The organism is Methylocella sp., assembly GCA_037200525.1.
GTDB lineage: Bacteria > Pseudomonadota > Alphaproteobacteria > Rhizobiales > Beijerinckiaceae > Methylocapsa.
Window position 1 is genome coordinate 357817 of record JBBCGG010000001.1, and the last position, 24094, is coordinate 381910.

The following is a 24094-nucleotide window of genomic DNA, read 5'->3' on the forward strand; positions in this document are numbered from 1 at the left end:
AGCAACAGGGGCTTAAGCACTCAGTTGTGATGCTGCGGCGATCGCGCTCTGGCGCGGACGCCCGCTGAGAGGTATGAACGCGCTCAAATCCAAATAGGCAGAAATTCAACAAGAGAGTTTTTATGAGTCTGATCGCCGAGCTTTCCGGAGCCGAACTCGAATCGCGGCGGCGCGAGGTCCAAGCCAAGTATGATGCATTTCGCGGGCGGGGCTTCAAGCTGGATATGACGCGCGGCAAGCCTGCGGCCGATCAGCTCGATCTTGCAAACGGCATGCTCGCCCTGCCCGGGAATGGCGATTATTTCAGCGCTGCGGGCGAAGACGGCCGCAACTACGGCAATTTGCAAGGCCTTGCCGAGGCGCGCGCGCTGTTTTCGCCAATTCTCGGCGCGCCGCCCGAGCAGATCGTCGTCGGCGACAATTCCAGCCTCGCCTTGATGCATGACTGCGTCGTTTATGCCCTTTTGAAAGGCGTTCCAGGCTCGAAGCGCCCCTGGTCGAAAGAGGAGCAGGTCGCCTTCATCTGCCCTTCGCCCGGCTATGACCGGCATTTCGCCATCCTCGAGGAATTCAACATCAAGATGCTGCCCGTCGCAATGACAGGGCGCGGACCGGACATGGACGCCGTCGAGGCGCTCGTCGCTGATCCTTCCGTAAAGGGTGTGTGGTGCGTGCCGAAATATTCCAATCCGACCGGCGAGATATATTCTGACGAGACTGTCCGCAGGCTCGCCGCGATGCGGACGCGCGCGCCGGATTTTCGGCTATTCTGGGACGATGCCTATAGCGTCCATCATCTGACCGAGCGCCGCAACGCCATCGCGAATATTTTCGACGAATGCGACCGCGCCGGCAACCCGGACCGCGTCCTCCTGTTCGCCTCGACCTCGAAAATCACCCTCGCCGGGGCGGGATTGGCCTTGTTCGCCTCATCCGCCGCCAATGTGCGTTGGTATCTCGCCAGAGCCGGGAAACGCTCGATCGGCCCCGACAAACTGAATCAGCTGCGCCATGTCCGCTTTTTGCGCGACGAAGCCGGCCTTCACCACCATATGAACGGCCATCGCGCCTTGCTGGCCCCGAAATTTGCCGCCGTCGTCGAAGCGCTGGAGCGCCATCTGGCTGATGCCGGCGTCGCGCGCTGGAGCTCGCCCGAAGGCGGCTATTTCGTTAGCGTCGAGGCGACGCCGGGCACAGCCAAGCGCGTCGTCGAACTCGCCAAAAATGCCGGGCTCGCCCTGACGCCGGCTGGCGCCACTTGGCCCCATAGCCAAGATCCGCAAGATAGCAACCTGCGGCTCGCGCCAACCTTCCCCTCCCTCGAAGACGTTCGCGCGGCCTCGGAAGGCATAGCGCTGTGCATCTTGCTGGCGGCAATCGAAATGCATGTCGCCCAGCACGCGAAATTGGCCATTGGAGCATGATGAACGCGATCCGAAGCGCGCCGCCGCCTGCAAACCGAGATCTTGGAATCGTCGCATCATGACAGAATCCGCCGCTGTCGACCTCGCAGATAAGCCGCAAAAAAAGGCATCGCCTCGCGCCTTGTTGCCGCTTCTTCCTTATGTGCTGCGCTATCGGTCGCGCATCGTCGGAGCCCTGCTTGCAGTGATAGCGGCGGCTGCGGCGACTTTGGCCGTGCCGCTGGCGATCCGGCGAATGATCGATTTCGGCTTCACGCAGGAGAGCGCCGGCCTCATCAACACTTATTTCTTCGGCCTCGTCGGCGTCGCCGCCATTCTTGCCGTCGCGTCCGGCGCGCGGTTCTACTTCGTGACGACCTTGGGCGAGCGATTCGTCGCAGATCTCCGCTCGGACGTTTTCAAACACCTCTGCCGTCTCGACGCCGCTTTCTTCGACACAGCCCGCGTCGGCGAATTGCTGTCAAGGCTCACCGCCGACACGACGCAAATGAAATCCGCTTTCGGCGCTACGGCGGCGCTCGCATTGCGCAACTTCTTTCTGTTCGTCGGCGCGATCGGGCTGATGATCTACACGAGCCCAAAACTCTCGGCGACGGTGCTTATCGCCATTCCGATCATCGTGCTGCCGCTGGTCGCCTCCGGGAGGCTCGTGCGCAAACGCTCGCGCGCGGCGCAAGATACTCTAGCGGAAGCCAGCGCCTACGCCGCCGAAAATCTCTCCGCCGTGCGGGTGATGCAAGCCTATGGCGCGGAGCCCGCGACCGGCCAGCGCTTCGCCGACGCGGCCGAGTCGGCCTATGACGCGGCCCGCAGAGCCGCGCTGGCCCGCGCGCGTCTCACCGTCATCGTGATTTTCCTAGTCTTCGCCAGCATTGTCGGCGTGTTGTGGTTCGGCGCGCATGATGTGCTCTCCGGCCGCATCACCGGCGGCCAGCTGTCGCAATTCCTGCTTTACGCCGTTTTGGCCGCAAGCTCGCTGAGCGAATTGAGCCAGGTTTGGAGCGAAATATCGTCCGCAGCCGGGGCAGCCGGGCGCATCGCCGAAATTCTTAGCGTGCAGCCAAGCATCAAAGCGCCGGTCCCGGCGGTGGCGTTGCCCTCGCCGACCCGCGGCAAAATCTGCTTCGACAGCGTCAATTTCGCCTATCCGACGCGGCCAGACGCCGCCGCCCTGCATAATTTGTCCTTCGAGATCGCTCCGGGAGAGACCGTCGCGATCGTCGGACCCTCGGGCGCTGGAAAATCAACTATGTTCCAGCTGCTTCAGCGCTTTTATGACCCGAGCTCGGGCCGGATTTTGCTCGATGGGATCGACATCAAGACCGCTGATCCGGCCGAACTGCGGCGCCGCATCAAAAATGTGCCTCAGGACCCGGTGATTTTTGGCATTTCGATCGCCGATAACATCCGCTACGGCAAGCCGGACGCCAGCGACGCCGAGGTGCGTCATGCGGCGGAGCGCGCGGCGGCCGATGATTTCATCCGCGCCTTGCCGCAAGGCTATGCGACCCGCGCTGGCGAACGCGGCGTTACTCTATCCGGCGGCCAACGCCAGCGGATCGCCATTGCCCGCGCGATTTTGCAGGATGCGCCCGTTCTGCTCCTCGATGAGGCGACCTCGGCGCTCGACTCCGAAAACGAGGTTCTGGTTCAGACCGCGCTCGAAAAAGTCATGTCGGAACGCACGACTTTGGTCATCGCGCATCGGCTCGCCACCGTCCTCAACGCAAACCGCATTCTGGTCTTGGATAAGGGTCGCGTCATCGAGGAAGGCTCGCACGCCAGCCTTGTCGCAAAAGACGGCCTCTACGCCCGCCTCGCCAAGCTGCAATTTGAAACCGGCGCCGCCGCGCTTAAGGCCGATCAGGCGGCCGAGTAGCGCGAAGATTCCGACCTTAAGCGAGCAATCGGCAAATGATCGGTTCGCTTGAATGTCGAGATTCGTAAGTCAGTCGATCTGATCGTCGTCCATCGGCTGAAACTGGCCCAACTTGGCCCAGGTCGTGGCGCTGGTCCTTTTTGTCGAACGCCATTGCGAGACGAGATCGTCAAAGATCGGCTCGTCAAAATTAAATACATGCTCCGGCCGCACCGCGATGGGCGCGAAAATTCCGGATTTGATCGCGGCGAGGAGACCTGGATCGGCGACGTGAACGCCCTTGTCGGAGGTCGTCATCAAAATCCGCTTCAGCGGCTTTCCTCCCGAGGCCTGTACTGTAACGAATTGTTGAAGCATAGACGACGAGTCCTCTTGAGCCCAGCGCGGCAAGGCCAATAGGCCGCCCCTAGCGCGGAACGCCGATCTCATGGCTCAAAAGAACAATTTTCTCAAGTATTTTTCGAAAAACGCAGGCGCCAGGTCTTCAGGCCCGATTGTGGATTGACCCCGGCCTCGAGTTTTTCAAAGCCTTCGCGCTCATAAAAGCGGAGGGCGCGCAAATTATCCTGATTGACGTCGAGAACCAGCCCAACAGGCGACAGCCGCCGCGCCTCGCCAAGGAGAAGCGCCGCGGCGCCGGCTCCTTTCGCCCGTGGCGCAACGGCGAGCTGATCGATATAGCCCCTCTCCGGATCGACCGTTATAAAGCCGGTGAGGCGCCCCTCGCCGTCAAAGGCGCAGATGGTTGCGGCTCCAGCCGCCTCCAGCACGCGCAAATGTTCGCAGAGCCAGCTCCGTCGCTCTGAAAAATCGATGTCAGGCATCGCCTCGCGCCAACTGGCGACCCAGAGATCGGCGAGATCAGACATATCCTCATGCGCACGGGCGCGGAATTTAACGGTTCTTGGCATGATCTATAGATACCATAGGCGTGTCGGGATGTGACTCGCTTAACCTTGGCGCGTCTATTTTAAAATGCCGCTCCGCTTCAGCGCCGCATGAAAATTGATCGCCCAGCCGATGCCCACGCGCTTTGGCGCGATCAGCCGGTCGTCCTCATCATCCCACATCTGTTTGCGCCAGTTTTTCCAGTCCCAATTGACCGGCGCTCCGAACCAGGTCTTCTGCGCCCGCCTATTAAACTCATTGCTATCTTCGCTCATGGCAACGTCCTCGCTTAATTTCAGCGCGTCAGAAATTTTTGGGGCATTGAATATCAATTGCAATGGCGCTGCGGCCACCGGTTCGCCATTTTCCGGCAGCGGCTACCCTTAGAATTTTCAAAGTTCGCCCCAAATGTCTATGCAGCATTCCATGGAGTCGATTTATCCCATCGCAGACCAGCACGCCGCCAGCACCTTGGCGCGGCGTCTCACGCTGGCCGATTTCCGCTCTTATGCGGCGCTCGACCTCTCCATTTCAGCCGCCATTATCGTCCTCACTGGCGACAATGGAGCCGGCAAAACCAATGTGCTCGAAGCGTTGTCGCTGCTAACGCCCGGGCGTGGCCTGCGTCGCGCCGACCTTGGCGATTGCGCCCGGCAAGCGGGCGGCGGCGGTTTCGCGGTTTCCGTCGAGCTGGAGACGCCATCCGGCCGCGTCCAGCTCGGAACCGGCGTTGAGCCCCAAAACGCCGCGCCCGCCTTGCGCAAATATAGGATCGACCGCGAACCCGCCGCCTCCATTCGCGCGTTTTGCGGGCATGTTCGCGTGGTCTGGCTGACCCCCGCGATGGATGGACTTTTCACCGGGCCTGCGGGCGAGCGACGGCGGTTCCTCGACCGGCTGGTGCTGTCAATCGACGCCGATCACGGCGGCAGGGTCAATGCGCTGGAGCGGGCGCTGCGCAGCCGCAACCGCCTGCTTGAAGACGGCTCCCGCCAGAGCGACCCGATCTGGCTCGACGCCATCGAGCGAGAAGTCGCCGAACTGGCCGTCGCCGTCGCCGCGGCCCGCTTCGAGACCGTCTCGAAACTCTCGGCTCTCATTATGGACACGCGCGGAAAAAGCGACTCCCTGTTTCCCTGGGCCGAACTGAATTTACAAGGCGATCTCGAGAATCTGATCGCGGCGCGGCCCGCGCTCGAGGCCGAAGATATTTATCGCGGCATCCTGCGCGATAACCGAACAAGAGACGCCGCCGCCGGGCGCACGCTGATCGGCCCCCAAGGGAGCGATCTTCGCGTGCGGCACGGCCCAAAACAGGCGGAGGCGGCGCAGGCGTCGACCGGGGAACAGAAGGCGCTCCTCGTTGGCCTGGTTCTGGCGCAAGCGCGGCTTGTCAAAGCAATGAGCGGAATAGCGCCGCTGGTTCTGCTCGATGAGATTGCCGCCCATTTCGACCCAAAGCGGCGCGGAGCGCTTTACGATCTGCTCAGTCTTCTCGACGGGCAGATCTGGCTGACGGGCGCTGATCCCGCGACCTTCGCCGGTCTTGAGTCGCGAGCGCAAATGCTGAAAGTGACGCCGGGCGCGATCGCAGCCTTAGGCTGAGCATGAGCGCCCGCGCAAAATTGCTCACGACCCGGCTCGCAACCTATATAGGTGCTAGGAAAGAACGACCGTCCCGGTCCCGAACAATTGCGGGACTTGATTTTGCGAGCGAGATTCTATGGCCAAAGACGATGACGCCGGGGATGCCTTGGCCAAGCCTAAGCCCGGCTTCTTCGGTCGCGTCTTCGGCCGCAAGGAAGCGCCGCCGCAGCCGGAGGTTTTAGAGCCAGCAGCGGCAGAGGCGGCCGGCGCTGAGGGGGCTGTGGCCGAACCGCCGCAAAAAGGCAGTTGGTGGGCGAAATTGCGCAACGGCCTGGCGCGATCTTCCAATTCGATTGGATCGGGCCTTGTCGCCATCTTCACCAAGCGCCGGCTCGATGGCGCCATGCTCGATGATCTGGAAGACGTGTTGATCCGCGCCGATCTCGGCGTCGCGACCGCCGCCCGCATCGCCGAAATTGTGGGCAAAGGCCGCTATGACAAGACGATAGAAGTCGAAGAGGTGAAGGAGATCCTCGCCGCCGAGGTGGAGCGCGCTCTCTCTCCCTACGCTCGGCCGCTGGAGATCGATCCCGCCAAAAAGCCCTATATCATTCTAGTGGTCGGCGTGAACGGCTCGGGCAAGACCACAACCATCGGGAAGCTCGCGGCGCAGTTCTCGAGCGAAGGGCGGCGCGTCATGCTCGCCGCCGGCGATACGTTTCGCGCCGCCGCGATCGAGCAATTGCGCATCTGGGGGGCCCGGCTCGGCTGTGAAGTTCTCGCGCGCGAGCAAGGCTCCGATGCTTCGGCGCTGGCCTTCGACGCGATCCGAGCGGCGCAGGCGCAAAACACCGACGTTCTCCTCATGGATACTGCCGGACGCCTGCAGAACCGCGCCGAACTGATGGCCGAACTCGAAAAAATCATCCGCGTCATGAGGAAAGTCGATCCCGAGGCCCCGCACGCCGTGCTCCTCGTTCTTGATGCGACCGTCGGCCAGAACGCCATGAGTCAGGTGGAGATATTTGGCCGCGTCGCGGGCGTCACCGGGCTTGTCATGACCAAGCTCGACGGAACCGCGCGCGGAGGCATTCTCGTCGCCATCGCGGATAAGTTTCGGCTGCCGATCCATTATATCGGCGTCGGCGAAGGCGCGGATGATCTCGAAGCTTTTGGCGCAAGGGATTTCGCCAGAGCGATCGCCGGGATGGAAACCGAGAGATAAATGCTAAGATCAAGCCATAGAGAGGCCTTTTGAGGATGAGCGGAACCTTGAACACTGTCCCCGACGCCGCGGCGAAGAAAAGCAACGCTCCGCCCCCCTGGCTCAAGCTCGCCGTCGAAATCGGTCCGCTGGCGCTGTTTTTCTTCGCCAATGCGCGGCCAAAACTGTTCGAACCTCTGGTCGCACCGTTTCTGCCCGAATCGATCCTGACGGGCGACAATGCCGGCCTCTTCACGGCGACTGTGGTTTTGATGGCGGCGGTCGTCGTCGCGTTGATCGTCTCGTTTGCGTTGACCCGCCGCATTCCGGTTGTGCCGCTGATCACCGCGATTTTGGCGGTTGGGTTTGGCGCGCTCACGCTTTACCTGCATGATGCGACCTTCATCAAGATGAAGCCGACCGTTCTCTATATTTGCTTCGGCTTGGCGCTGATTGGCGGTCTCGCCGTCAATAGACCCGTGCTCCCGATTCTTTTCGACAACGCCATGGCGCTGACCGAACGCGGCTGGCGCCTGCTGACCCTTCGCTGGGCCGGTTTTTTCTTTGTGCTGGCGGCGTTGAACGAAATCGTCTGGCGCACGCAATCAAATGATGTTTGGGTCGCTTTCAAATTTCCGGGGCTGTTTATTCTTATTCTTCTGTTCACTCTGGCGCAGCTTCCGTTCATCATGCGCCATAAACTGGACGAAGAAGCAGCGGAAAAAGCGCCGGAGCATTATTGATTGCGCCTCAAGCTGCGATCTTGCCGTGAGGCCCATAAAAACAAACAAAAATCAAAGCCGGTATTGTTGAATTCGGGTCGTGCGCAGTCCGGCAAGACCATGCTGATCGATCGACATTTGCCAGGACAAGAATTCATCAACCGTCAAAGTATAACGGCTGCATGCTTCCTCCAGCGAAAGGAGTCCGCCGCGGACGGCGGCGACGACCTCCGCCTTGCGCCGGATGACCCAGCGTTTCGTTGTAGGCGGCGGCAAATCGGCGACCGTCAGAGGGCTCCCGTCCGGGCCAATGACGTATTTCGCACGATGACGATTCATTTCGGCCATAATTAAAACTCACGCAGACTGATCTTGATGCCGACAAACATAGACGGCGTGTTTTAAGATTTACCTAAGCCCGAACCGCGCCTTTGTTAACAAATCTTCATGCCTGAACCGATTCTATTGCTGAAAACCTTGAAAATCATGCTCTTGCCGTATCAGGATGAGACGGTCCGTGACGAGGCGTTAAGGAAGAGGGTTAGCGCCGCGCTTGCAGCAATCGTCCCGCCGATGAGATATTGCGGCCGCAAAGATTGCATGAAGGCGTCAAGACGATATATGAGGATGGACCGATCGATAGCCGGGCCCGATGCGAAAACTGTTCGCGCCGAAGCTTGGGCGTGGGCGGCGGACCAGGCGCGTTAGCCCGGATGCTTGACTTTGGAAGCAAATAAACGCCGCGCCATTCGACCAGAGGGGACGGTTGATGGCGGCCATGAGATCGAACGAGCGACCGACCATGAACCAAAATTCCGCGCAAGCGGCGAATCCGGACTTAAACAAGTCTTGTCTCAATAGTCTTGGTTTGAACAAGCCGCCGGCCGAAACTCGCGTCGTCGTCGCGCTCTCTGGCGGCGTCGATTCCTCGGTGGTGGCGGCGCTGCTGAAAGAGCAAGGCTATGACGTCATAGCCGTCACCATGCAGCTTTACGATCATGGCGAGGCGATCCACCGCAAAGGCGCATGCTGCGCCGGGCAGGACATCCATGACGCGCGTCTTGTGGCCTCCCGTCTTGGGATCCCCCATTATGTGCTGGACTACGAAGAACGTTTTCGCGAGAAGGTCATCAATCCTTTCGCGCAAAGTTATGTAGCGGGCGAGACGCCGATCCCTTGCGTATCCTGCAACAGCGAAATCAAATTCGCCGATCTGTTCGAGACCGCGATGGACCTCGGGGCGGATGTCCTCGCCACCGGCCATTATGGCTCTACGAAATGCGATGAGACCGGTCATCGCGCGCTCTACCGCGCCTTTGACGCCACCCGCGACCAAACCTATTTCCTGTTTGCGACGACCAAGCCGCAACTCGAGCTTTTGCGCTTTCCGCTCGGCGATCTGACCAAGACGGAGGTTCGCGCAATGGCGCGACGGTTCGGCCTTGTGGTCGCCGACAAGGCCGACAGCCAGGACATATGCTTTGTCCCCAATAGGAAATACAGCGATCTTATCGAACGCCTGTCGCCCGGCGCGGCTGCGCCAGGCGACATCGTGCATGTCGACGGACGTGTGCTCGGACGGCACGCAGGCGTCATCCATTACACCATCGGCCAGAGACGCGGCCTTGGCCTTGGCTCAGTCGAGGCGGGCGCGGGCGAGGCTCTTTTCGTGGTCAAGCTCGACGCCGCGCAGGCGCGCGTAGTGGTGGGACCGCGCCAGGCCTTGGCGACCCGGGCGGCTCATCTGCGGTCCTTGAACTGGATCGGTCCCGGCGCGATCGAGGACCTTCACGGCGAGGGCCGCGAGATTTTCGTGCAGGTCCGCTCCACCCGGCCGCCGGTTCCGGGGCGTCTCCATGTCGGCGAGGACGGCGCTTTTGTTGAGTTCGCGCATGACGAGGACGCGGTCTCTCCTGGCCAAGCGTGCGTCTTCTATGCCTCCGATCAGCCGCAGGCGAGGGTTCTTGGCGGCGGTTTCATCAGTTCGACCGAACCTGCCCGCTCCGTAGTCAGGATTTCAAATGGCGCCGCCTTGCAGTCAGCCGGCCCGCTCCAGTAAGCATTTTCACCGAAACTCCCCAATTTCGTTGATTTTGCTCTAGCGGGAACGGCTCGGCAGGTGCATGGATTCCCACAACAGGGTAAAAGTGAAGCTTAGTCCGCGCGGAGAGAAGGCTTCAGCGGCAGTTGGAGGGCGGAGCCCGTGAAAGAGGAAAACTTTCCCGGCCGGGCTCGGGCTCGAGCTCTGGACCTTCCCTACGCGCCTGCCGGCGGCGACGATTTCGCGGTTCTCGACAACAAGCATGTCAAGACGTCCTACGCACGCTGGGCGCCTATCTACGATCTTGTTTTCGCGCTGGTTCTGAAGCCGGGCCGCAAAGCAGCGGCGGCGGCGGCCGAGCGTCCTGGCGGCCGCGTGCTCGACGTTGGCGTCGGCACGGGTCTCGAGCTGCCGATGTTCGACCACCGCACCAAGCTTGTCGGCGTCGATCTTTCCGAGCCCATGCTGCGGCGCGCACAGCGGCGCGTCGGAGCCAAAGCGTTGCATAATGTCGAGGGCCTCATAGTCATGGACGCGACGCGTCTTGCCTTCCCCGACGCCCATTTCGACGCCGTGGTTGCGCCTTATGTCCTCACCGTCGTGCCGGAGCCCCAAGCGAGTCTCGACGAACTCGCGCGGGTCGTGAAGCCGGGCGGCGAGATCATCCTCGTCAATCACATAGGAGCCGCCGCCGGACCCCTCGCCTGGATCGAGGCGTGGCTCGGCAAACGCAGCGCCGAACTCGGCTGGCGGCCAGGGTTCCAATGGTCGATCCTTGGCGATTGGATCGACTCGCGTCCCGACGTTGTTCTCCTCGAGCGTCGCAGGCTCGCGCCGTTTGGGCTGTTTACGCTGGCGCGGCTCAAACGGCTTTAGAGCATGATCCAGAGAAGTTGCAGACCTTTCGGATAAGATCACGCGCCAGAACGAAGAATAGACGGCACGATCCTCCGTTCAATTTGAAGGGATTATGCTTGCGGGTTGCGATCAAGCAATGATGTCGGGGGTCAGCTGATCTTCGAGGAAAGTCAGGCGATCGCGCAAAATCAGTTTGCGCTTCTTGAGCCGCTGGATTTGCAACTGATCGACAACGCCGCGGTGAAGCAACGCCTCGATCGCAGCATCGAGATCGCGGTGTTCCTGGCGCAGATGTTCGAGTTCAGCCAGCAATATGGCGCGGTCCTCATTTCCCCCTTTGTCAGCCATGGCTTCAATCCCCAACCGTCAAAGCCAACGCGATGCTTCAACCCGCGCGCGAAAATAGGTCGGCGACCGCATTCGCGCAAGGCAAACGCCAAGGTCTGCGCGCACGTCTTCAGTCCATCTTCAAGAAATGGTCCAAGCGCCTTTCAAGAAATGGTCCAAGTGTTTGCTTTTACGTAATTTTGCACAAAACAATCCTTAAACTCTTCGTGAACGCGACATACTGTGCCAAACTCATTATGCAAACAGGGAGTTGTAGATGTCCCTCGAAAATCACCTCGTCGCACTGGAGCAGCGTCACGATGCGCTGGGCAAAGAAATTGAGCAAGCTTTGGCTCATCCCGCTATCGATGAGTTGAAACTGGCCGAGTTGAAGCGCCGAAAACTGCAGCTGAAGGATGAGATTGCGAAGTTGCGCGGCGATCCAGCGCTGCCGCCTTTGCATCAAAACATAATTGCGTGAACTCAAGCGCCGCGCCATGCTTTCGCGCTATTATCTTAAATGCGTAAATCGACCGTGAAATACCTGGCATCGCCGTCGATTATTTCTATTCACTGTTTTGACGCTTAATCCGATCCGACGAGATCTATCTTTTCGGATGAGATTATTGCGCTCGTTTCACGAGGCGGCCGGCGTCGAGTCTCAGCCAAATATTATTTGGATCATACCGGTTGGCGCGAGCCATCGAAATCGGTTAAGAGTGAAAAACATAACGCTCGCCGCGTCCATGATCCACCTTCATGGCGAGATGGGATTGTGTCGGCACCCGTAGCTCAGCTGGATAGAGCGCTGCCCTCCGAAGGCAGAGGCCAGGGGTTCGAATCCCTTCGGGTGCGCCAATAAATCGTTGAAAAATATATTGTAATCGATTGATGTATGTCCGTGCATTGTTTTTCAGTCATTTCGCCGGATAGCCACCCGATAGCCACCGCGCCGAATTTGAGGACTTGGTGATTCGGTGACAGCTGCCGTGCGCCGTTCAAGGATGTACACGGCCTTCAAACCACGCCGACGTCAGTTTACGCCTTGGTCACCGCGAACCTTACGCGAAGCATGCCATGAATCGCCGTTGTTCTCAATCTGTTCCTCTATCGCTCGCAGTTTATCACGTCCATGCGGGTGCGGGATGCGACGCTGAGGGCCCATATAAACACGTATGGCCAAAATTAATGGCGATTTATGTTGACCTTATTCACGTGATTTGTCCAATATCTGTGTACACAATACACAGATGTTGGACAGCAAGATGGAACACGAAATTCTAGGGATCAACGAGATAGCCGCTCTAGCAGGCGTTTCCAGCCAAGCGGTCGCCAATTGGCGCGTCAGGGCGGCAGATTTTCCTAAGCCGATGACCGAGCTAGCCTCCGGTCCGCTGTTTCGCCGCTCCCAGATTCGGGCATGGCTTAGGAAAAACAATCGCAAGCTCGCGTCGCTAGATTCGAAATCCTCCTACTACTCGCGTTTGAAGAACTTCCGGAACGACAACGACGAGCTGGCCCAATGTATCAATAAAGTGGTTGATCAGCTTGAGACCGCGACCAACTCCAGCAAGCCGGGCATGCTGCTCGGGCAAATTCAGTCTGGAAAAACACGTGGTTTTGTTGGGGTGATTGCGGCGGCGTTCGATCGCGGTTTTGACATTGCGCTGGTCGTAACGAAAGGCACCAAAACCCTTTCGGCCCAAACCGTCTCGCGCTTGAGCGATGACTTTACCGAGTTCATCGACGAGGACGAGTTCATGGTCCTCGATATTATGAAATTGCCTGGAAGGCTGACCCGAAGCGAACTTTCTAGAAAGATTATCGTCGTTGCTAAGAAGCAGAAGCGAAATTTGGAGAAGCTCATCGAGTTCATGAAGACAGAGGAAAGCCTGCATAATCGCAAAGTATTGCTCATCGATGACGAGGCCGATCTCGCAAGCGTTCGCTTCCTCAGGAAAAAGCGCGAGCAAACAATCAATCAGGGAACGATAGCAGGCCAACTCGACGAGCTCCGTGACTTAGCCGACAATGTTGGCGTTGCCTTTCTGCAAGTTACTGCAACTCCTTATTCGCTGTATCTTCAACCTGAGGATTATGACGACGCTGCCGATGGCCAAAATTACGTGTTCAAACCAAAGCGGCCGGCTTTCACCGAACTATTGCCTATCCACTCAGGATACATCGGTGGAAATCACTATTTCGGCGATCATGACGCGACGGACCCCCTTTCGAAATTGATCGTATACGTGTCCGAGCAGGAGCAGGACGCATTGCGCAGACCCGATCAGCGCAGGATCAGTGCCGATCGGGTTTTGGAGAGCCCAAACACCGCAGGTATGCGGCGCGCCATAACTACGTTTGTTGTCGCTGCCGGCATTCGTCGCTGGCAGCAGAGCGAAGCGGGAGAGCGCGAGAAGAAATATGCGATGGTCATCCACAATGACACGCAAAAATCTGCCCACTCATGGCAAGATCTGGTGATTGATTGGATCTTTTCCGCGATAAGAAAAGCCGCGGAAGAAGATCACGACACGCTGCGCCCGATGTTTGATCAAGCGTTCGACGATCTTGAATCGTCCGTTGCTGCGGATGGCGGAAAAATGCTGCCGCGCGAGGAATCGTTTGAGGTCTTTATTGACGCGCTGTGCAACGACGATGTCCTTGTAGCAAAGGTCAATTCCGACGAAGACGTCCTGGCTCTGCTCGATCGGAAGGCGGAGCTAAAACTCCGGACACCTTACAATATATACGTCGGCGGAAACATTCTCGACCGCGGCATCACGATCCCGAACTTGATCTCGTTCTATTATGGGCGAAACCCGAAGCTCATGCAGGCCGACACCGTCCTACAGCATTCGCGGATGTACGGGAATCGAGAACTGCGTGATATGGCCGTTACACGCTTCTACACTTCGCGCGCTGTCTACGACCGCCTATACACAATTAACGGTGTCGAGAACGCTCTCCGCAATGCGTTCATAACCGGCGCCAACGACCGCGGCGTTGTCTTCATCCAGACGGACGCGCAGCGGCGCGTTAGAGCCTGCGCGCCGAACAAGGTGCTACTAAGCGATCTGGTGTCGGTGACCGCCGATGGGATGTTGTTGCCCTCCGGCTTTGAAACCCGCGGCGGCTCGCATATGGGCGCAATCCAGGCAAAGCTGGAGAAGCTGATTAAATCGGAATGGCGCGACACTGGGGAATTTGTTTCGGTCGAACCGAAAACTGCTGTCGAAATTATTGATGTCATTCAGGACAGCATGGAGTTTGACGACGCCGAATTCGAATGGAACGCCATGCGGAGCCTTATCGATTACTATACCGACGCATACGTCGGCGGCGATGGTAACATCTTGCTTCACGTCGTGACAGGCAGAGAGTTGACGCGTGAAGGTTCTGGCGACAAATCAGGTCGTTCGATTCTTGGTACAGCTTTGCGAACTAAAATCTTGGACACGCCTCGCTCGAAGCCATTGCTTGTTTTACTACAGCAAGAAGGCGGGAAGGAGCGAGGATGGACTGCCCACCGATTTTGGTGGCCAATTTTCATCGCCCCAACCAACGCAGAGCCTTGCGTGTTTGCGACTAAGGTTGTGGCGTGAGCATTGATAAGACCATTGCGCGGAGCGGATCCGTCAATAGGAAGAAATATTGAGAGTATTTATTTAACGAGGGGGAGTCATGGCTGACAAATCAAGGCCGTTTTCTATATATCTACTTCGAGAGGGTTACAACGCCGACAATTCTCTCGTCGACGACCACGGTTTGGAGGCGACAGAGGGCGACCACCTGCCGGAAGGTGGGACGTTCTACATCCTTGACGCTGATCGCAAGCGCCCTTGGTGGCGATCATATTTCGGCATCGAAGATGATATCTGGCAAGAGTTCAAAGGGGCTTTGATGTTCTTGCCGGTAGGCCAACGATGTTTTGTTATCTGCTTTGGACAGGTCCATCACAATCTGAAAGACGTTGCCTACGAATATGACTTCGGCCTGCGTGTCACTCTTAATATGCTTGATCCAAAGGAGCTACGAAGCGCCGATATGGTTGAACCTGGACCTGCACGCCGGAAGCGGACGCAAGTTCCTATATCTACTGAACTGACCTATCTCGATTTCGACGCAAACAGCGAAATTATCAAAAGCCTCACTGGCAAGGTGAAGCCGGAATTCGAAGAGCTCTTCAAGAGCGCGACAGGGTCGGCCAGCCTGAAAATCAGCCTCAAGATTGAACCCAATGAGCTGACAGATCGCTGTGAACGATTTCTCGAACTCTATGAGAGTGACGGGTACAAGGCGTCGTTTCCGAATATCGAGAACATTACGCCGGTCCGAAATCCCGCTGACATTGCGCCTCTAGACGCCCTGCTGCTTGCTTCGATTAAAGGCAACGACGGAGCAACGACACTTACCATACCTGATATCGTCGACTACAAAGACAACACGTGCTGCATGTTCGGTGGCGGAGAAGGTACGAGCCAGATTTATCCAGACATCTCTATAGAACAATTCTTTGAATATGTGGGCGATGCAGGCGTGGCCGCCTTTACGATTGAGCAGTTAAAACGCGAGTACCGCTTAGTTCTGACTGATACGGAAGGTGTTCCTGACAAATCATATGGTCTTTACCGCAGCTTGATTTTCGACACCGAGCCTGCCGGTGACGATGCTATTTATCATCTGTGCGAAGGTGCCTGGTACAAGGTCGAGAAGGCGTTCGCGACCCGACTTCGGACCTATTTAGACGCAAAGTGCGAACCGACCGACCTTGCCCCTTATAACCACGACGTTATGAGCAAGGGGAAGCGCGTCTACAGTGAAGAAAAGTATAACAAAGCGATGGCGGCGGCTCACGCAGGGCTGCTTTGCCTTGACCAAACCGACATTAGCCCCTCGGGAGCGACTGCGATCGAGCCCTGTGACATCTACACCGCCCGTGCTGATGCGACCGCCAGCTCTGGTCACAGGGGTGTATTTTATCACATCAAAATATCGACACGCTCATCGCACTTGAGCCATTTATTTAATCAGGGCGTGAATTCGGTGGAGCTCATCACACATGAGACCTCGTCCCGTGAAAAGCTGGTCGCGATCATAACGGAAAAGCTTAATGGCGCCGATCCGACTAATTTCGTCGCGCCGTTTGTTAATTCTGAATACAAGATAGTGTTTGGCATCATCACGCATAAAAATGCGGCGCTGGCATCTACCAATCTTCCGCTTTTCTCAAAGCTGAGTTTGATGCGAAATATGCAGCGGCTAGACTTCGCACGAATTCCTTGCGCTTTGACATTCATACCGGATCATAGCGACGCAAAGTCGGCCACATGCCTTATTCGAACATTCTGGTTGAGGTCGTCCAAGAGGGGAAGAAGAAGTTGGTTCGAGCAGTGGACGGCCAGGGGTTGGACGCGACTATCCACATTAAGCGCTGCCCAAAGGAAATTTCACAAAGCGCGACCGGAACTCGATTTAATGTCTCGGTGAAGGTTAGTGACGATGGATATACATCCTCACATCATTGGCCATTCTCGGAAGCAGCGTAGGGCAAGCCGCCAGCGCATTGCAAGGACAATGAAACGGGGTCCCGGTGCTCGGCTGAGCTCGCGCCTCGCAGGGAGTGCCGCCGTCGATAACGCAATGCATTCGAGGCCTATATCGCCAAGGTGCTCGTGCCCGAAGTGTGCCCTTGTGACGGCAGCGACGTACAGCCAGCCCTCGGCCGTCCAGATATATGTGAAGTCAGCGATCTATTTGCGGTTTGGTTGACCGGCCGTGAACTGCCTGTCGAGCGCGTTCGGCGCCACGGCCGAAGTCGAGCGTTCGCCTTCGTCCTTTGGCAGGCCACGGCGACGCGGCCGCGCCCGCAGGGCGTTGGACCGCATCAGCCGCTCAATCTTGTGCAGGCCGCAGGAAACGCCATCGGCAAGCACATCCCGCCAGACTCTTCGGGCGCCATAGGTGCGAGCGCTGCCTATGAAGCTCGCACTGACCTTCGCCATCAGTTCCTCGTCAACGATCGTTCGGGCGCTTGGCCCGCGATGCAGCCAGGCATGGAAGCCAGATCTCGAGACCCAGCGCTTCGGAAAGCCATGCCACCGGCCAGATCGAACGGTGCTTCGCGATAAAGCCGAACTTCATGTCAACTCCCTCGCGAAGTAGGCTGCGGCCTTTTTTAGGATGTCGCGCTCCGCCTTCAGCTTCGTTACTTCGCGCCGCAAGCGCTCGATTTCGAGTTGCTCGGGCTTCTGCTGTCCGTGGCCAGGGAAGGCCTGCTTCGGGTCGGAGCCCAATTCCCGAACCCATCGCCGCAGAACGTTTTCATGCACATCCAGGTCACGGCATGCTTGTGCGACGCTCACACCCCGTTCGCGCACAAGACGAACCGCCTCGACCTTGAACTCCCGACTAAATACGCGCCTCGCCATATCCCACCTCCAGATTCATGAAGCACCTTTTCTCGGTGTCCATGAAACCGGCGGCAGGCCACATCGACGTCTGCTTTGGGACGCCCCGGGCTCTCCGAGGCGACCGACTTTGGCGCTCAGCGGACCTCGAAATTCGGGGCGGTTTCAGGAATCTATAGGTGCAACAAGGACATAGCGGTGCCCAGTTTCATCCTCCCGGCGGGGCATTTTTCTACCAGTTAGGAACAAAGCTGGGCACTGAACACGCCTTGGACCAAGTTGACGGGGTCCGCTCGTTGCAGCACTGACCGGACGACTAGCAGCCGGGCGGTAGCCATCGAATTGATGTCCGATGAGGTATCGTCCGGGCTTCGCTGAACGGCGACGGCGGCTTAGGCAGGACGTCGATAAGCCGCTTGCAACCAGATTTAATCCGTGCCTTATGATTGAGTGCATTCGCCAATCGGCTTGGCCCTGTGATTGGCCGGTGCAGGTTTTCCCCGAGATGGGTTTCATGGAAGAACCCGTTATGGCTTTGGATTCTCGCCGAAGCCGAAGCTGACGAGAACTCTCAGCATCTAGGTAATCTAGGAAGTCATATTGTCGGTGAATTTCTCTCTGGTTCGCTGAAGTGTGACACAACATCTGTTTTATACCAATCCGCTCCGGCTAACAGTACTGGGTGGTCTCCTGTTGATACAGCTCTGAAGGACCGTCGTTACACCTTCCCACAACTTATTGAGTACCTACCGACCCATGCATACGTAGACGGGCAACCGGTCAAACTGTTCAACTAGGTGAGAGTTCCGCATTGGGGAGCGTAGTGCGGTTACAGTCGCCATATCCGCACAAATGTACTTAAAATATTAGGTATCCATCATGGTTCTTTCGATCAGAACCTTTGCGTATGTGGTCTGTGCCGGCGCCGCAACGAGCCTGCCTATCACGCAAGCCGTTGACGGTTCCCTTGGTCCGACTTGTGCGAGTTCTGTCGGATCCATCCCTAGCAAAGCCGACCGGATTCGCGCTGTTCTCAGCCTTAAGGGCTCGTTCGTCGCGTTGCCCCTTCCCGTCGCAAAGGTTTCCTTCCTGCAATCCGCGGCCGCTGCGGAAGCGGGCCACGCACCCGACGCGGGGCCAGAGATCCCGCAACCGCCAACCTTGGCGACCACCGAGCGATCCCAAAATATGCTCTCCAATTTGGGGCTGACGCCCGGCGTTGAGGCGCCGTCGGTGAGCAATGCGCGTGAGGTCGCCTACGATCTCGACGTCATCTATGCTGACGGCCAAATCTGGAAGATCCTCGGCTTCGTCCAGGTCGGCCCAGGGGAGACCGTCCCAGGTAACCCCTCCGATTATATCGCCACGTAACTCGAGGCAGCGGCCGCGGCCAACATGCCGGCCCCGGTGCGCGAGAAAGTTCTAAATGAACTCAAGAACGGTCTTAAGCTAACCAGCTTCGTGCCTCATCCCGATATCGAGGACAAGGAGCTCACCGGCAAGCAGTCCCTGGTGTTCAACGTTGATGGCAATCAGTTCAATGGCACGTTTTTCGAAATCAATGGGCATCCCTATGATCCTACTCGAATCGATCGGACCCTGATGCTCGGCGGCGCCGACGAGTGGACTTTGAAATCAAATGTGGTCAGCCATCCATTCCATATCCATGTGACCATCGGGCGTCGCGTCGGGAAGGTGACGAGCGTCAACGGTCCCTCGGTCCTGCCCGATTTGGACATGGAACAGGCGCTCGACAATCCGCCGGACGTGCTGATGATCCCCGGCGGTGTCGGCACGTGGCCGCTCCTTGACGCGAAGGCGGACCCCGAGCGCGTCGCCGCAGCCGCCGAATACGAATGGCGCCGCGATCCGCAAATTCCGATCGTTTACCCACAGCAGGCAGCGGTCTGATCCCTGCCGCGATTTGCCGCGAGCATAGAGGAACCCGGGAGATGAGCGATTACTGCGCGGAATGGAGGACGCTCGGATAGTCTTTCAGCATTCGAGTAATGGTCGCCCATTGATCCATCGATCTCGCTGGAAGGCCTGTATGCGCAATGCTGCAAGCTTTTGTTCGGTGCGCTCGGAGCGGCAGCCGGTGCAGCGGATCGACCTAGGCTCAGGACTCATTGATTGAGATAGAAGGCGACGGCGGCTGCGATGCAGATTGCGGAGAAGAAAGTGTGGGCGCATCGGTCGTAACGGGTGGCGATGCGGCGCCAGTCCTTCAGCTTGGCGAACATGTTCTCGATTTTGTGACGCTGGCGGTAGAGCGTCTTGTCAAAGGCAATGGGAAGCTTGCGGCTTTTAGTCGAAAGGGATACAGGGCTCGACGCCCTTGTCGGTCAACGCCTTGCGGAACCAGTTGCTGTCGTAGCCTCTGTCGGCGATCAGCGCTGAGGCAGGCGGCAGCGTATCGGCCAGAAGCCGTGCGCCCCTGTGGTCGCTCATCTGGCCTTCGCTAAGCAGCAGGATGATCGGTTTTCCGGCTTCGTCGCAGACGGCGTGGAGCTTGGAGTTCAAGCCGCCTTTCGTGCGCCCGATACGACGGGGAACATCCCCTTTTTAAGAAGGCTTGCCGCCGTGCGGTGGGCCTTCAGATGGGTGGCGTCGATCATGATCCGCTCAGGCTTTGGCCCTTCGCCGGCCAGCGCGGCGAAGATCCGGTCGAACACGCCCAATCGGCTCCAGCGCATGAAGCGGTTGTAGAGCGTCTTGTGTGGACCATACCCTTTTGGAGCGTCTTTCCATTGCAGGCCGTAGCGGATTACATAGACGATCCCGCTCACAACTCGTCGATCATCGACCCGCGGCACGCCATGCGAAAGTGGAAAATGCGGTGAAATTCGCGCCATCTGGCGCGCGCTCAACAGAAACAAATCACCCATCAAAGCCTCCTCACAGGAGACTGTGAATCATAGATCAAAAGAAATTAATAGGTCCTGAGCCTAGACCTGTTTTCGCTGGTTGGTTGGTCTTGCGATCGACGACCCGGCCTGAGTCGCGACCGTGCTCTCGCAGGAATCGAGACCGCCTGCTGGAAGGCCCGGTCGGGGCGAAGTTTGTGGCTGCCGTCCCTGGCGCAGCTGCATCAAAAGGCCGATGTCGAGCGAGCATTATCGAGCGCAGCGATGCGGGCACGGTGGTTGATACCAAGGGAGCGATGTCATGAAACGAATACTTTCGTTCGCACTTCAATCAACTGTATGTCTCATTGCGTTGGGTTCTGCCGCTAATCGTCTCCAAGCTGAGTCGACAGCTCCGCCAAACATTCGGATGAAATGGCAGGATTTCATCAACGGCCCGGATGGCGCCGAGCGGCTCGCCAGCCTTCAGAAGGCAGTCGCAAAGATGAAGTCACTCGACGCCAGCCCGCCAGACTCTGTCGACTTCCGCCGTAGCTGGAAATACTGGGCTAACATCCATGGCTATCTGGGACCGAAGAGTAAGTTCGGAACTCTCGATGCTCAGAAGAAGCGCCTTACGCAACTCCAGATGACGCAATTTCTTCCGTTCTTGATAGGTACGACTGACAAACCCGGCCTAACCGATCAGACACCGCCGGACGCGATTGCAAGCGCTGTATGGGCGACCTGTCAGCATTCGCCGCCAAATCAGCAGTTGAACTTCTTCGGCTGGCATAGAATGTACCTGTACTACTTTGAGCGAGTGCTGCAATGGGCCGCCAACGATTCAAAGCTCACGTTGCCGTATTGGGATTATACGGATCCCAACCAGACGGCATTGCCGGATGCTTTTCAGGATATTAATTCGCCGCTCTACGACTGGCGGCGCTCCGAGGCTTTGAACGAAGGGCTGGCGACGTTAAATCCGCAAATTACTGACATTGACGGCCCGCTGACGACCGATACTGCCTTATTGCAATATGAAGGCGACATCGAGGGCGGCGTTCACGGCAACGTGCATTGTTCGGTGGGACAGACGTGCCCAATCGCTCTCATGGGTCTTGTCGGAATGGCTGCCAATGACCCGATTTTCTATGAGCACCACGCGAATATTGACCGCATGTGGTCGTGCTGGCAGCATGCGCATCCGACCGAAGCGCCTGGCGACTGGCAAAACCAGTCGTTCAGCTTCGTGGACGAGACGGGCGCGGAGGTCACGCGGCAAGTCAAAGACTTCCTCGACACCAAGGCACTCGGCTACGTGTACGACAATGACAGCAACTGCACGCGGACAGCGTCGGCTCCGCAGGTTATCGCCGCTCAAGCCGCCGCATCCGATCAGGCTATCCCAACCTTGACCGCCTCTGCGAAACCCCTCCGACTCAATGCAACGACCACGTCAGTGAAGATCAGTCTTCCCGCGCGGGAGGCCCATGTCGCGACGACCGCAACGCCGCAACAGCCGACTCTGGTTTTGCAAGGCGTCAGCGCGCGATCTGATCCCGGGGCGCTTCTCAGTGTGTTCGTGTCGAGTCCAGACAAGCCGAATGCTCGTGAATACGTCGGCACCATCAATTGGTTCGGCGTCTTCGACCACATGGAGGGCATGGGACACGAAGGCCCAGTCTCGCGCACCTTCGAATATAACATCGCGCGCCATCTGCAGTCTCTGGGGCTTGCCGACGCTCGAGAGGTGACGGTGACGTTTGAAGCGACGTCGGGGCTGGTGCCCGCCCAAAAGCCGGAGGCATCAGCGGCAGAGGCTACGTCATTCGGCTTCCGATCGGATGCGGGCCTGACCGTCGAGGCTGTTGAAGTTCATTAACGAGAAATTCTGCAAATCGATTTGCACCGATTTATTCTGAAGATGAAAACATGCTTCTGAATTTCCGTTCCACGTTCATGTTGTCCACGCTAAGCTAGAGCGGAGTTCGGGCTGATAGAATCAGTTTTGGGATTCCCGAATCGGCATTGATCTGATTCAGGATGAGGGCTGGCGAAGGAGGCCGGCTTTCATGCCCAAGTCTCTTCCTTTTGACTTTCGCTCGCGTGTTCTGGCCGCCATTGATGAAGGGTTTTCCTGCCGTCAGGCTGCGGCGCGGTTTGGGCGGCGACGGCCGTCCCAAGCCGCAAGGCGGCGATCGGCTATCGCGGCGCACCGAGCGGCATGGCGATCTGATCCAGGCTGTTCTTGTCGAGGCGCCCGACATCACCCCACCGGAGCTGAAGGCGCGGCTGGCGAAGTCTGGCGCTCAGTTGAGGGTCTCCGCGCTGTGGCGCTTCTGCAAGCGCCACAAGATCACGCGCAAAAAAAGACCGCGCACGCGAGTGAGCAGGATCGGCCCGATGTCCTGAAGCGGCGGCAGGACTGGTTCGAGAGCCAACTCGATCTCGACCCCGAGCGCCTCGTCTTCATCCACGAAACCTGGACCTCGACGAAGAACCTGGACCTCGACGAAGATGGTCCGCACGCATGGGCGTTGCGCGCGCGGGGAGCGACTGCGGGCGAGCGTCCCGCACGGCCACTGGAAGACGACGACCTTCGTCGCCGGGCTTCGCATCAGCGGCATCGCGGCGCCTTTCGTCCTCGACGGTCCCATTAACCGGAACGCCTTTGAGGCCTATGTCGCGAAGGTTCTCGTCCCCGAACTCAAGCCAGGCGACATCGTCGTGATGGACAATCTGTCGAGCCACAAGGGTTCCGCCGTCCGCACGATGATCGAGGCGGCGGGCGCGAGCCTGCTTTATCCGCCGCCTTATAGTCCTGACTTCAACCCAAACTAAAAAGCCTTTTCGTAACTCAAAGCGCATCTGCGAAAAGCCGCCGAGCGAACCGTCAGCGGACTTTGGCGCGCCATCGGCCGCCTCATCAATCTCTTCACGCCATGCGGATTTTACGACTGGTCGCCATCTGGTCGTGAACGAAGTCGATCGCCCACCTCTCAGTGGTCTCGATGGCAGCGCAGCGATCGTCGCGGAGCTTGGCTTTTCACGCACCGCTTTGGCGTCTTGTTGCGCAATTTGACGGCGTGTCACGGCTACAGCGAGCGTAAGGCCTGCGCTTTGACGCGCCAGCATCGGTCGACTCAGAGGAAGCCGATGATCTCGAACCCTCACACCGCAATTCGGCAAAGGATGCACGAGATTGTTCGGACCCACATCCGCTATGGTTACAGGCGCGTGCACATCATGCTGAAGCGCGAAGGCTGGTCGATCGGGCGCAACCTCATCTACCGGATCTACCGCGAGGAAGGCCTCGTCCTGCGCAGCAAGCGGCCGCGACGTCGCAAGATGGCCGTACATCGAGAAGCACGCTGTTGTCCGAAACGGCCGCATGAAGCTTGGAGCCTCGACTTCGTGCAGGACCAGCTCGGCAATGGGCAGAGGTTCCGAACCCTGACAGTTGTTGACGTGTTCAGTCGAGAGAGTCTGGCGATCGAAGTCGGGCGGCGTCTGCGCGGCGAACACGTGGTCGAATGTTTGAACCGTCTCGTGCGTCAGCACGCAGCCCCCAAGTATCTTTTTGCCGACAATGGCGCTGAATTTACCGGTCATCAGGTCGATCTGTGGGCTTATCATCACGGCACGCGGATTGACTTCTCAAGGCCAGGCAAGCCGACGGGTAACCCCTTTATCGAAACGTTCAACGGCTCGTTCAGGGACGAATGCCTGAACCTGCATTGGTTCGAGAGCATCGATGAAGCGAAGGTCCAGATCGAGGCTTGGAGACGGGACTATAATGAGAGCCATCCTCACATGGGCCTCGGAAATCAAACGCCGCAGGAATATCGTTTACAGGCAAGTACTTTGGTGGAAGCAAAGGACGTAGCAGCCGTCGAAAACTAGGC

17 protein-coding genes, 1 tRNA gene and 6 pseudogenes are annotated in these 24094 nt (G+C 58.2%); 16 read left to right on the forward strand and 8 right to left on the reverse strand.

Annotated features, from left to right (window positions below; genetic code table 11):
• The first annotated feature begins 122 nt into the window (after nt 1-122).
• Nucleotides 123-1424 carry an aminotransferase class I/II-fold pyridoxal phosphate-dependent enzyme gene (locus tag WDN46_01690; protein ID MEJ0092179.1) on the forward strand — a complete coding sequence of 434 codons (1302 nt, stop codon included), beginning with the start codon at nt 123-125 and terminating at the stop codon, nt 1422-1424.
• Nucleotides 1425-1482: 58 nt separating this feature from the next.
• Nucleotides 1483-3303 (forward strand): ABC transporter transmembrane domain-containing protein, encoded by a 1821-nt coding sequence (locus WDN46_01695; protein ID MEJ0092180.1) that lies wholly within the window; start codon nt 1483-1485, stop codon nt 3301-3303.
• 69 nt (nt 3304-3372) lie between these two features.
• On the opposite strand, the gene WDN46_01700 is transcribed toward WDN46_01695, so the two are convergent.
• From WDN46_01700 to WDN46_01710, 3 genes are all read right to left on the reverse strand, one after another.
• Nucleotides 3373-3660 carry a hypothetical protein gene (locus WDN46_01700; GenBank protein MEJ0092181.1) on the reverse strand — a complete coding sequence of 96 codons (288 nt, stop codon included), beginning with the start codon at nt 3658-3660 and terminating at the stop codon, nt 3373-3375.
• A gap of 92 nt (nt 3661-3752) precedes the next feature.
• The gene (locus WDN46_01705; protein MEJ0092182.1) at nt 3753-4214 is read right to left on the reverse strand and encodes a GNAT family N-acetyltransferase; all 462 of its coding nucleotides are present in this window, start codon (nt 4212-4214) and stop codon (nt 3753-3755) included.
• A gap of 54 nt (nt 4215-4268) precedes the next feature.
• A complete protein-coding gene (locus tag WDN46_01710) occupies nt 4269-4544 on the reverse strand; it encodes a DUF5808 domain-containing protein (GenBank protein ID MEJ0092183.1) in 276 nt (91 codons plus the stop codon).
• 73 nt (nt 4545-4617) lie between these two features.
• On the opposite strand from WDN46_01710, the gene recF reads away from it, so the two are divergent.
• From recF to WDN46_01725, 3 genes and pseudogenes are all read left to right on the forward strand, one after another.
• The gene (gene recF / locus WDN46_01715) at nt 4618-5796 is read left to right on the forward strand and encodes a DNA replication/repair protein RecF (GenBank protein ID MEJ0092184.1); all 1179 of its coding nucleotides are present in this window, start codon (nt 4618-4620) and stop codon (nt 5794-5796) included.
• A gap of 118 nt (nt 5797-5914) precedes the next feature.
• Nucleotides 5915-7003 (forward strand): signal recognition particle-docking protein FtsY, encoded by a 1089-nt coding sequence (gene ftsY / locus WDN46_01720; GenBank protein MEJ0092185.1) that lies wholly within the window; start codon nt 5915-5917, stop codon nt 7001-7003.
• A 16-nt stretch (nt 7004-7019) separates the two neighbouring features.
• Nucleotides 7020-7725 (forward strand): annotated as a pseudogene (locus WDN46_01725) (septation protein A).
• A 51-nt stretch (nt 7726-7776) separates the two neighbouring features.
• Here WDN46_01725 and WDN46_01730 read toward each other — a convergent pair.
• The gene (locus WDN46_01730; GenBank protein ID MEJ0092186.1) at nt 7777-8052 is read right to left on the reverse strand and encodes a DUF1153 domain-containing protein; all 276 of its coding nucleotides are present in this window, start codon (nt 8050-8052) and stop codon (nt 7777-7779) included.
• Nucleotides 8053-8506: 454 nt separating this feature from the next.
• Between WDN46_01730 and mnmA the strand changes: the two genes are divergently transcribed.
• Entirely contained in the window at nt 8507-9763 is a 1257-nt protein-coding gene (mnmA, locus tag WDN46_01735) for a tRNA 2-thiouridine(34) synthase MnmA (GenBank protein MEJ0092187.1), read from the forward strand.
• Nucleotides 9764-10039: 276 nt separating this feature from the next.
• Nucleotides 10040-10621: a class I SAM-dependent methyltransferase gene (locus WDN46_01740; protein MEJ0092188.1), complete on the forward strand. Its 582-nt coding sequence runs from the start codon at nt 10040-10042 to the stop codon at nt 10619-10621.
• Nucleotides 10622-10732: 111 nt separating this feature from the next.
• On the opposite strand, the gene WDN46_01745 is transcribed toward WDN46_01740, so the two are convergent.
• Nucleotides 10733-10951 (reverse strand): DUF465 domain-containing protein, encoded by a 219-nt coding sequence (locus tag WDN46_01745; protein ID MEJ0092189.1) that lies wholly within the window; start codon nt 10949-10951, stop codon nt 10733-10735.
• A gap of 256 nt (nt 10952-11207) precedes the next feature.
• On the opposite strand from WDN46_01745, the gene WDN46_01750 reads away from it, so the two are divergent.
• From WDN46_01750 to WDN46_01765, 4 genes are all read left to right on the forward strand, one after another.
• A complete protein-coding gene (locus WDN46_01750; protein ID MEJ0092190.1) occupies nt 11208-11411 on the forward strand; it encodes a DUF465 domain-containing protein in 204 nt (67 codons plus the stop codon).
• A 300-nt stretch (nt 11412-11711) separates the two neighbouring features.
• Nucleotides 11712-11788: transfer RNA gene (locus WDN46_01755), tRNA-Arg, on the forward strand.
• A gap of 392 nt (nt 11789-12180) precedes the next feature.
• Nucleotides 12181-14535 carry a Z1 domain-containing protein gene (locus WDN46_01760; GenBank protein MEJ0092191.1) on the forward strand — a complete coding sequence of 785 codons (2355 nt, stop codon included), beginning with the start codon at nt 12181-12183 and terminating at the stop codon, nt 14533-14535.
• A 79-nt stretch (nt 14536-14614) separates the two neighbouring features.
• Complete coding sequence (locus WDN46_01765; protein MEJ0092192.1) at nt 14615-16420, forward strand: TIGR04141 family sporadically distributed protein; 1806 nt, start codon at nt 14615-14617, stop codon at nt 16418-16420.
• Between the two features lie 266 nt (nt 16421-16686).
• On the opposite strand, the pseudogene WDN46_01770 reads toward WDN46_01765, so the two are convergent.
• Nucleotides 16687-17361, reverse strand: a pseudogene (locus WDN46_01770) (IS3 family transposase).
• 1038 nt (nt 17362-18399) lie between these two features.
• Between WDN46_01770 and WDN46_01775 the strand changes: the two are divergent.
• Nucleotides 18400-18711 carry a hypothetical protein gene (locus WDN46_01775; GenBank protein ID MEJ0092193.1) on the forward strand — a complete coding sequence of 104 codons (312 nt, stop codon included), beginning with the start codon at nt 18400-18402 and terminating at the stop codon, nt 18709-18711.
• A gap of 45 nt (nt 18712-18756) precedes the next feature.
• A pseudogene (locus WDN46_01780) lies at nt 18757-19011 on the forward strand (multicopper oxidase domain-containing protein).
• Between the two features lie 455 nt (nt 19012-19466).
• Here the strand turns inward: WDN46_01780 and WDN46_01785 are convergent.
• Nucleotides 19467-20228 (reverse strand): annotated as a pseudogene (locus tag WDN46_01785) (IS5 family transposase).
• Between the two features lie 388 nt (nt 20229-20616).
• Here WDN46_01785 and WDN46_01790 point away from each other — a divergent pair.
• Complete coding sequence (locus WDN46_01790; GenBank protein MEJ0092194.1) at nt 20617-22071, forward strand: tyrosinase family protein; 1455 nt, start codon at nt 20617-20619, stop codon at nt 22069-22071.
• 190 nt (nt 22072-22261) lie between these two features.
• Nucleotides 22262-23117: pseudogene (locus tag WDN46_01795) on the forward strand (IS630 family transposase).
• 13 nt (nt 23118-23130) lie between these two features.
• On the opposite strand, the pseudogene WDN46_01800 reads toward WDN46_01795, so the two are convergent.
• Nucleotides 23131-23272 (reverse strand): annotated as a pseudogene (locus WDN46_01800) (IS3 family transposase).
• Here WDN46_01800 and WDN46_01805 point away from each other — a divergent pair.
• Entirely contained in the window at nt 23256-24092 is an 837-nt protein-coding gene (locus WDN46_01805; GenBank protein MEJ0092195.1) for an IS3 family transposase, read from the forward strand. The pseudogene WDN46_01800 and the gene WDN46_01805 sit on opposite strands and share 17 nt — an antisense overlap.
• The last annotated feature ends 2 nt before the right edge of the window (nt 24093-24094 follow it).

What these genes read in the sequence shown, in the direction of transcription:
- mnmA (MEJ0092187.1), top strand. Translation starts at nt 8,507, where the DNA reads ATGAACCAAAATTCCGCGCAAGCGGCGAATCCGGACTTAAACAAGTCT.
- WDN46_01690 (MEJ0092179.1), top strand. Translation starts at nt 123, where the DNA reads ATGAGTCTGATCGCCGAGCTTTCCGGAGCCGAACTCGAATCGCGGCGG.
- ftsY (MEJ0092185.1), top strand. Translation starts at nt 5,915, where the DNA reads ATGGCCAAAGACGATGACGCCGGGGATGCCTTGGCCAAGCCTAAGCCC.
- WDN46_01765 (MEJ0092192.1), top strand. Translation starts at nt 14,615, where the DNA reads ATGGCTGACAAATCAAGGCCGTTTTCTATATATCTACTTCGAGAGGGT.
- WDN46_01745 (MEJ0092189.1), bottom strand. Translation starts at nt 10,951, where the DNA reads ATGGCTGACAAAGGGGGAAATGAGGACCGCGCCATATTGCTGGCTGAA.
- WDN46_01700 (MEJ0092181.1), bottom strand. Translation starts at nt 3,660, where the DNA reads ATGCTTCAACAATTCGTTACAGTACAGGCCTCGGGAGGAAAGCCGCTG.
- WDN46_01750 (MEJ0092190.1), top strand. Translation starts at nt 11,208, where the DNA reads ATGTCCCTCGAAAATCACCTCGTCGCACTGGAGCAGCGTCACGATGCG.
- WDN46_01705 (MEJ0092182.1), bottom strand. Translation starts at nt 4,214, where the DNA reads ATGCCAAGAACCGTTAAATTCCGCGCCCGTGCGCATGAGGATATGTCT.
- WDN46_01790 (MEJ0092194.1), top strand. Translation starts at nt 20,617, where the DNA reads ATGAAATGGCAGGATTTCATCAACGGCCCGGATGGCGCCGAGCGGCTC.
- WDN46_01695 (MEJ0092180.1), top strand. Translation starts at nt 1,483, where the DNA reads ATGACAGAATCCGCCGCTGTCGACCTCGCAGATAAGCCGCAAAAAAAG.
- WDN46_01760 (MEJ0092191.1), top strand. Translation starts at nt 12,181, where the DNA reads ATGTTGGACAGCAAGATGGAACACGAAATTCTAGGGATCAACGAGATA.
- recF (MEJ0092184.1), top strand. Translation starts at nt 4,618, where the DNA reads ATGGAGTCGATTTATCCCATCGCAGACCAGCACGCCGCCAGCACCTTG.
- WDN46_01730 (MEJ0092186.1), bottom strand. Translation starts at nt 8,052, where the DNA reads ATGGCCGAAATGAATCGTCATCGTGCGAAATACGTCATTGGCCCGGAC.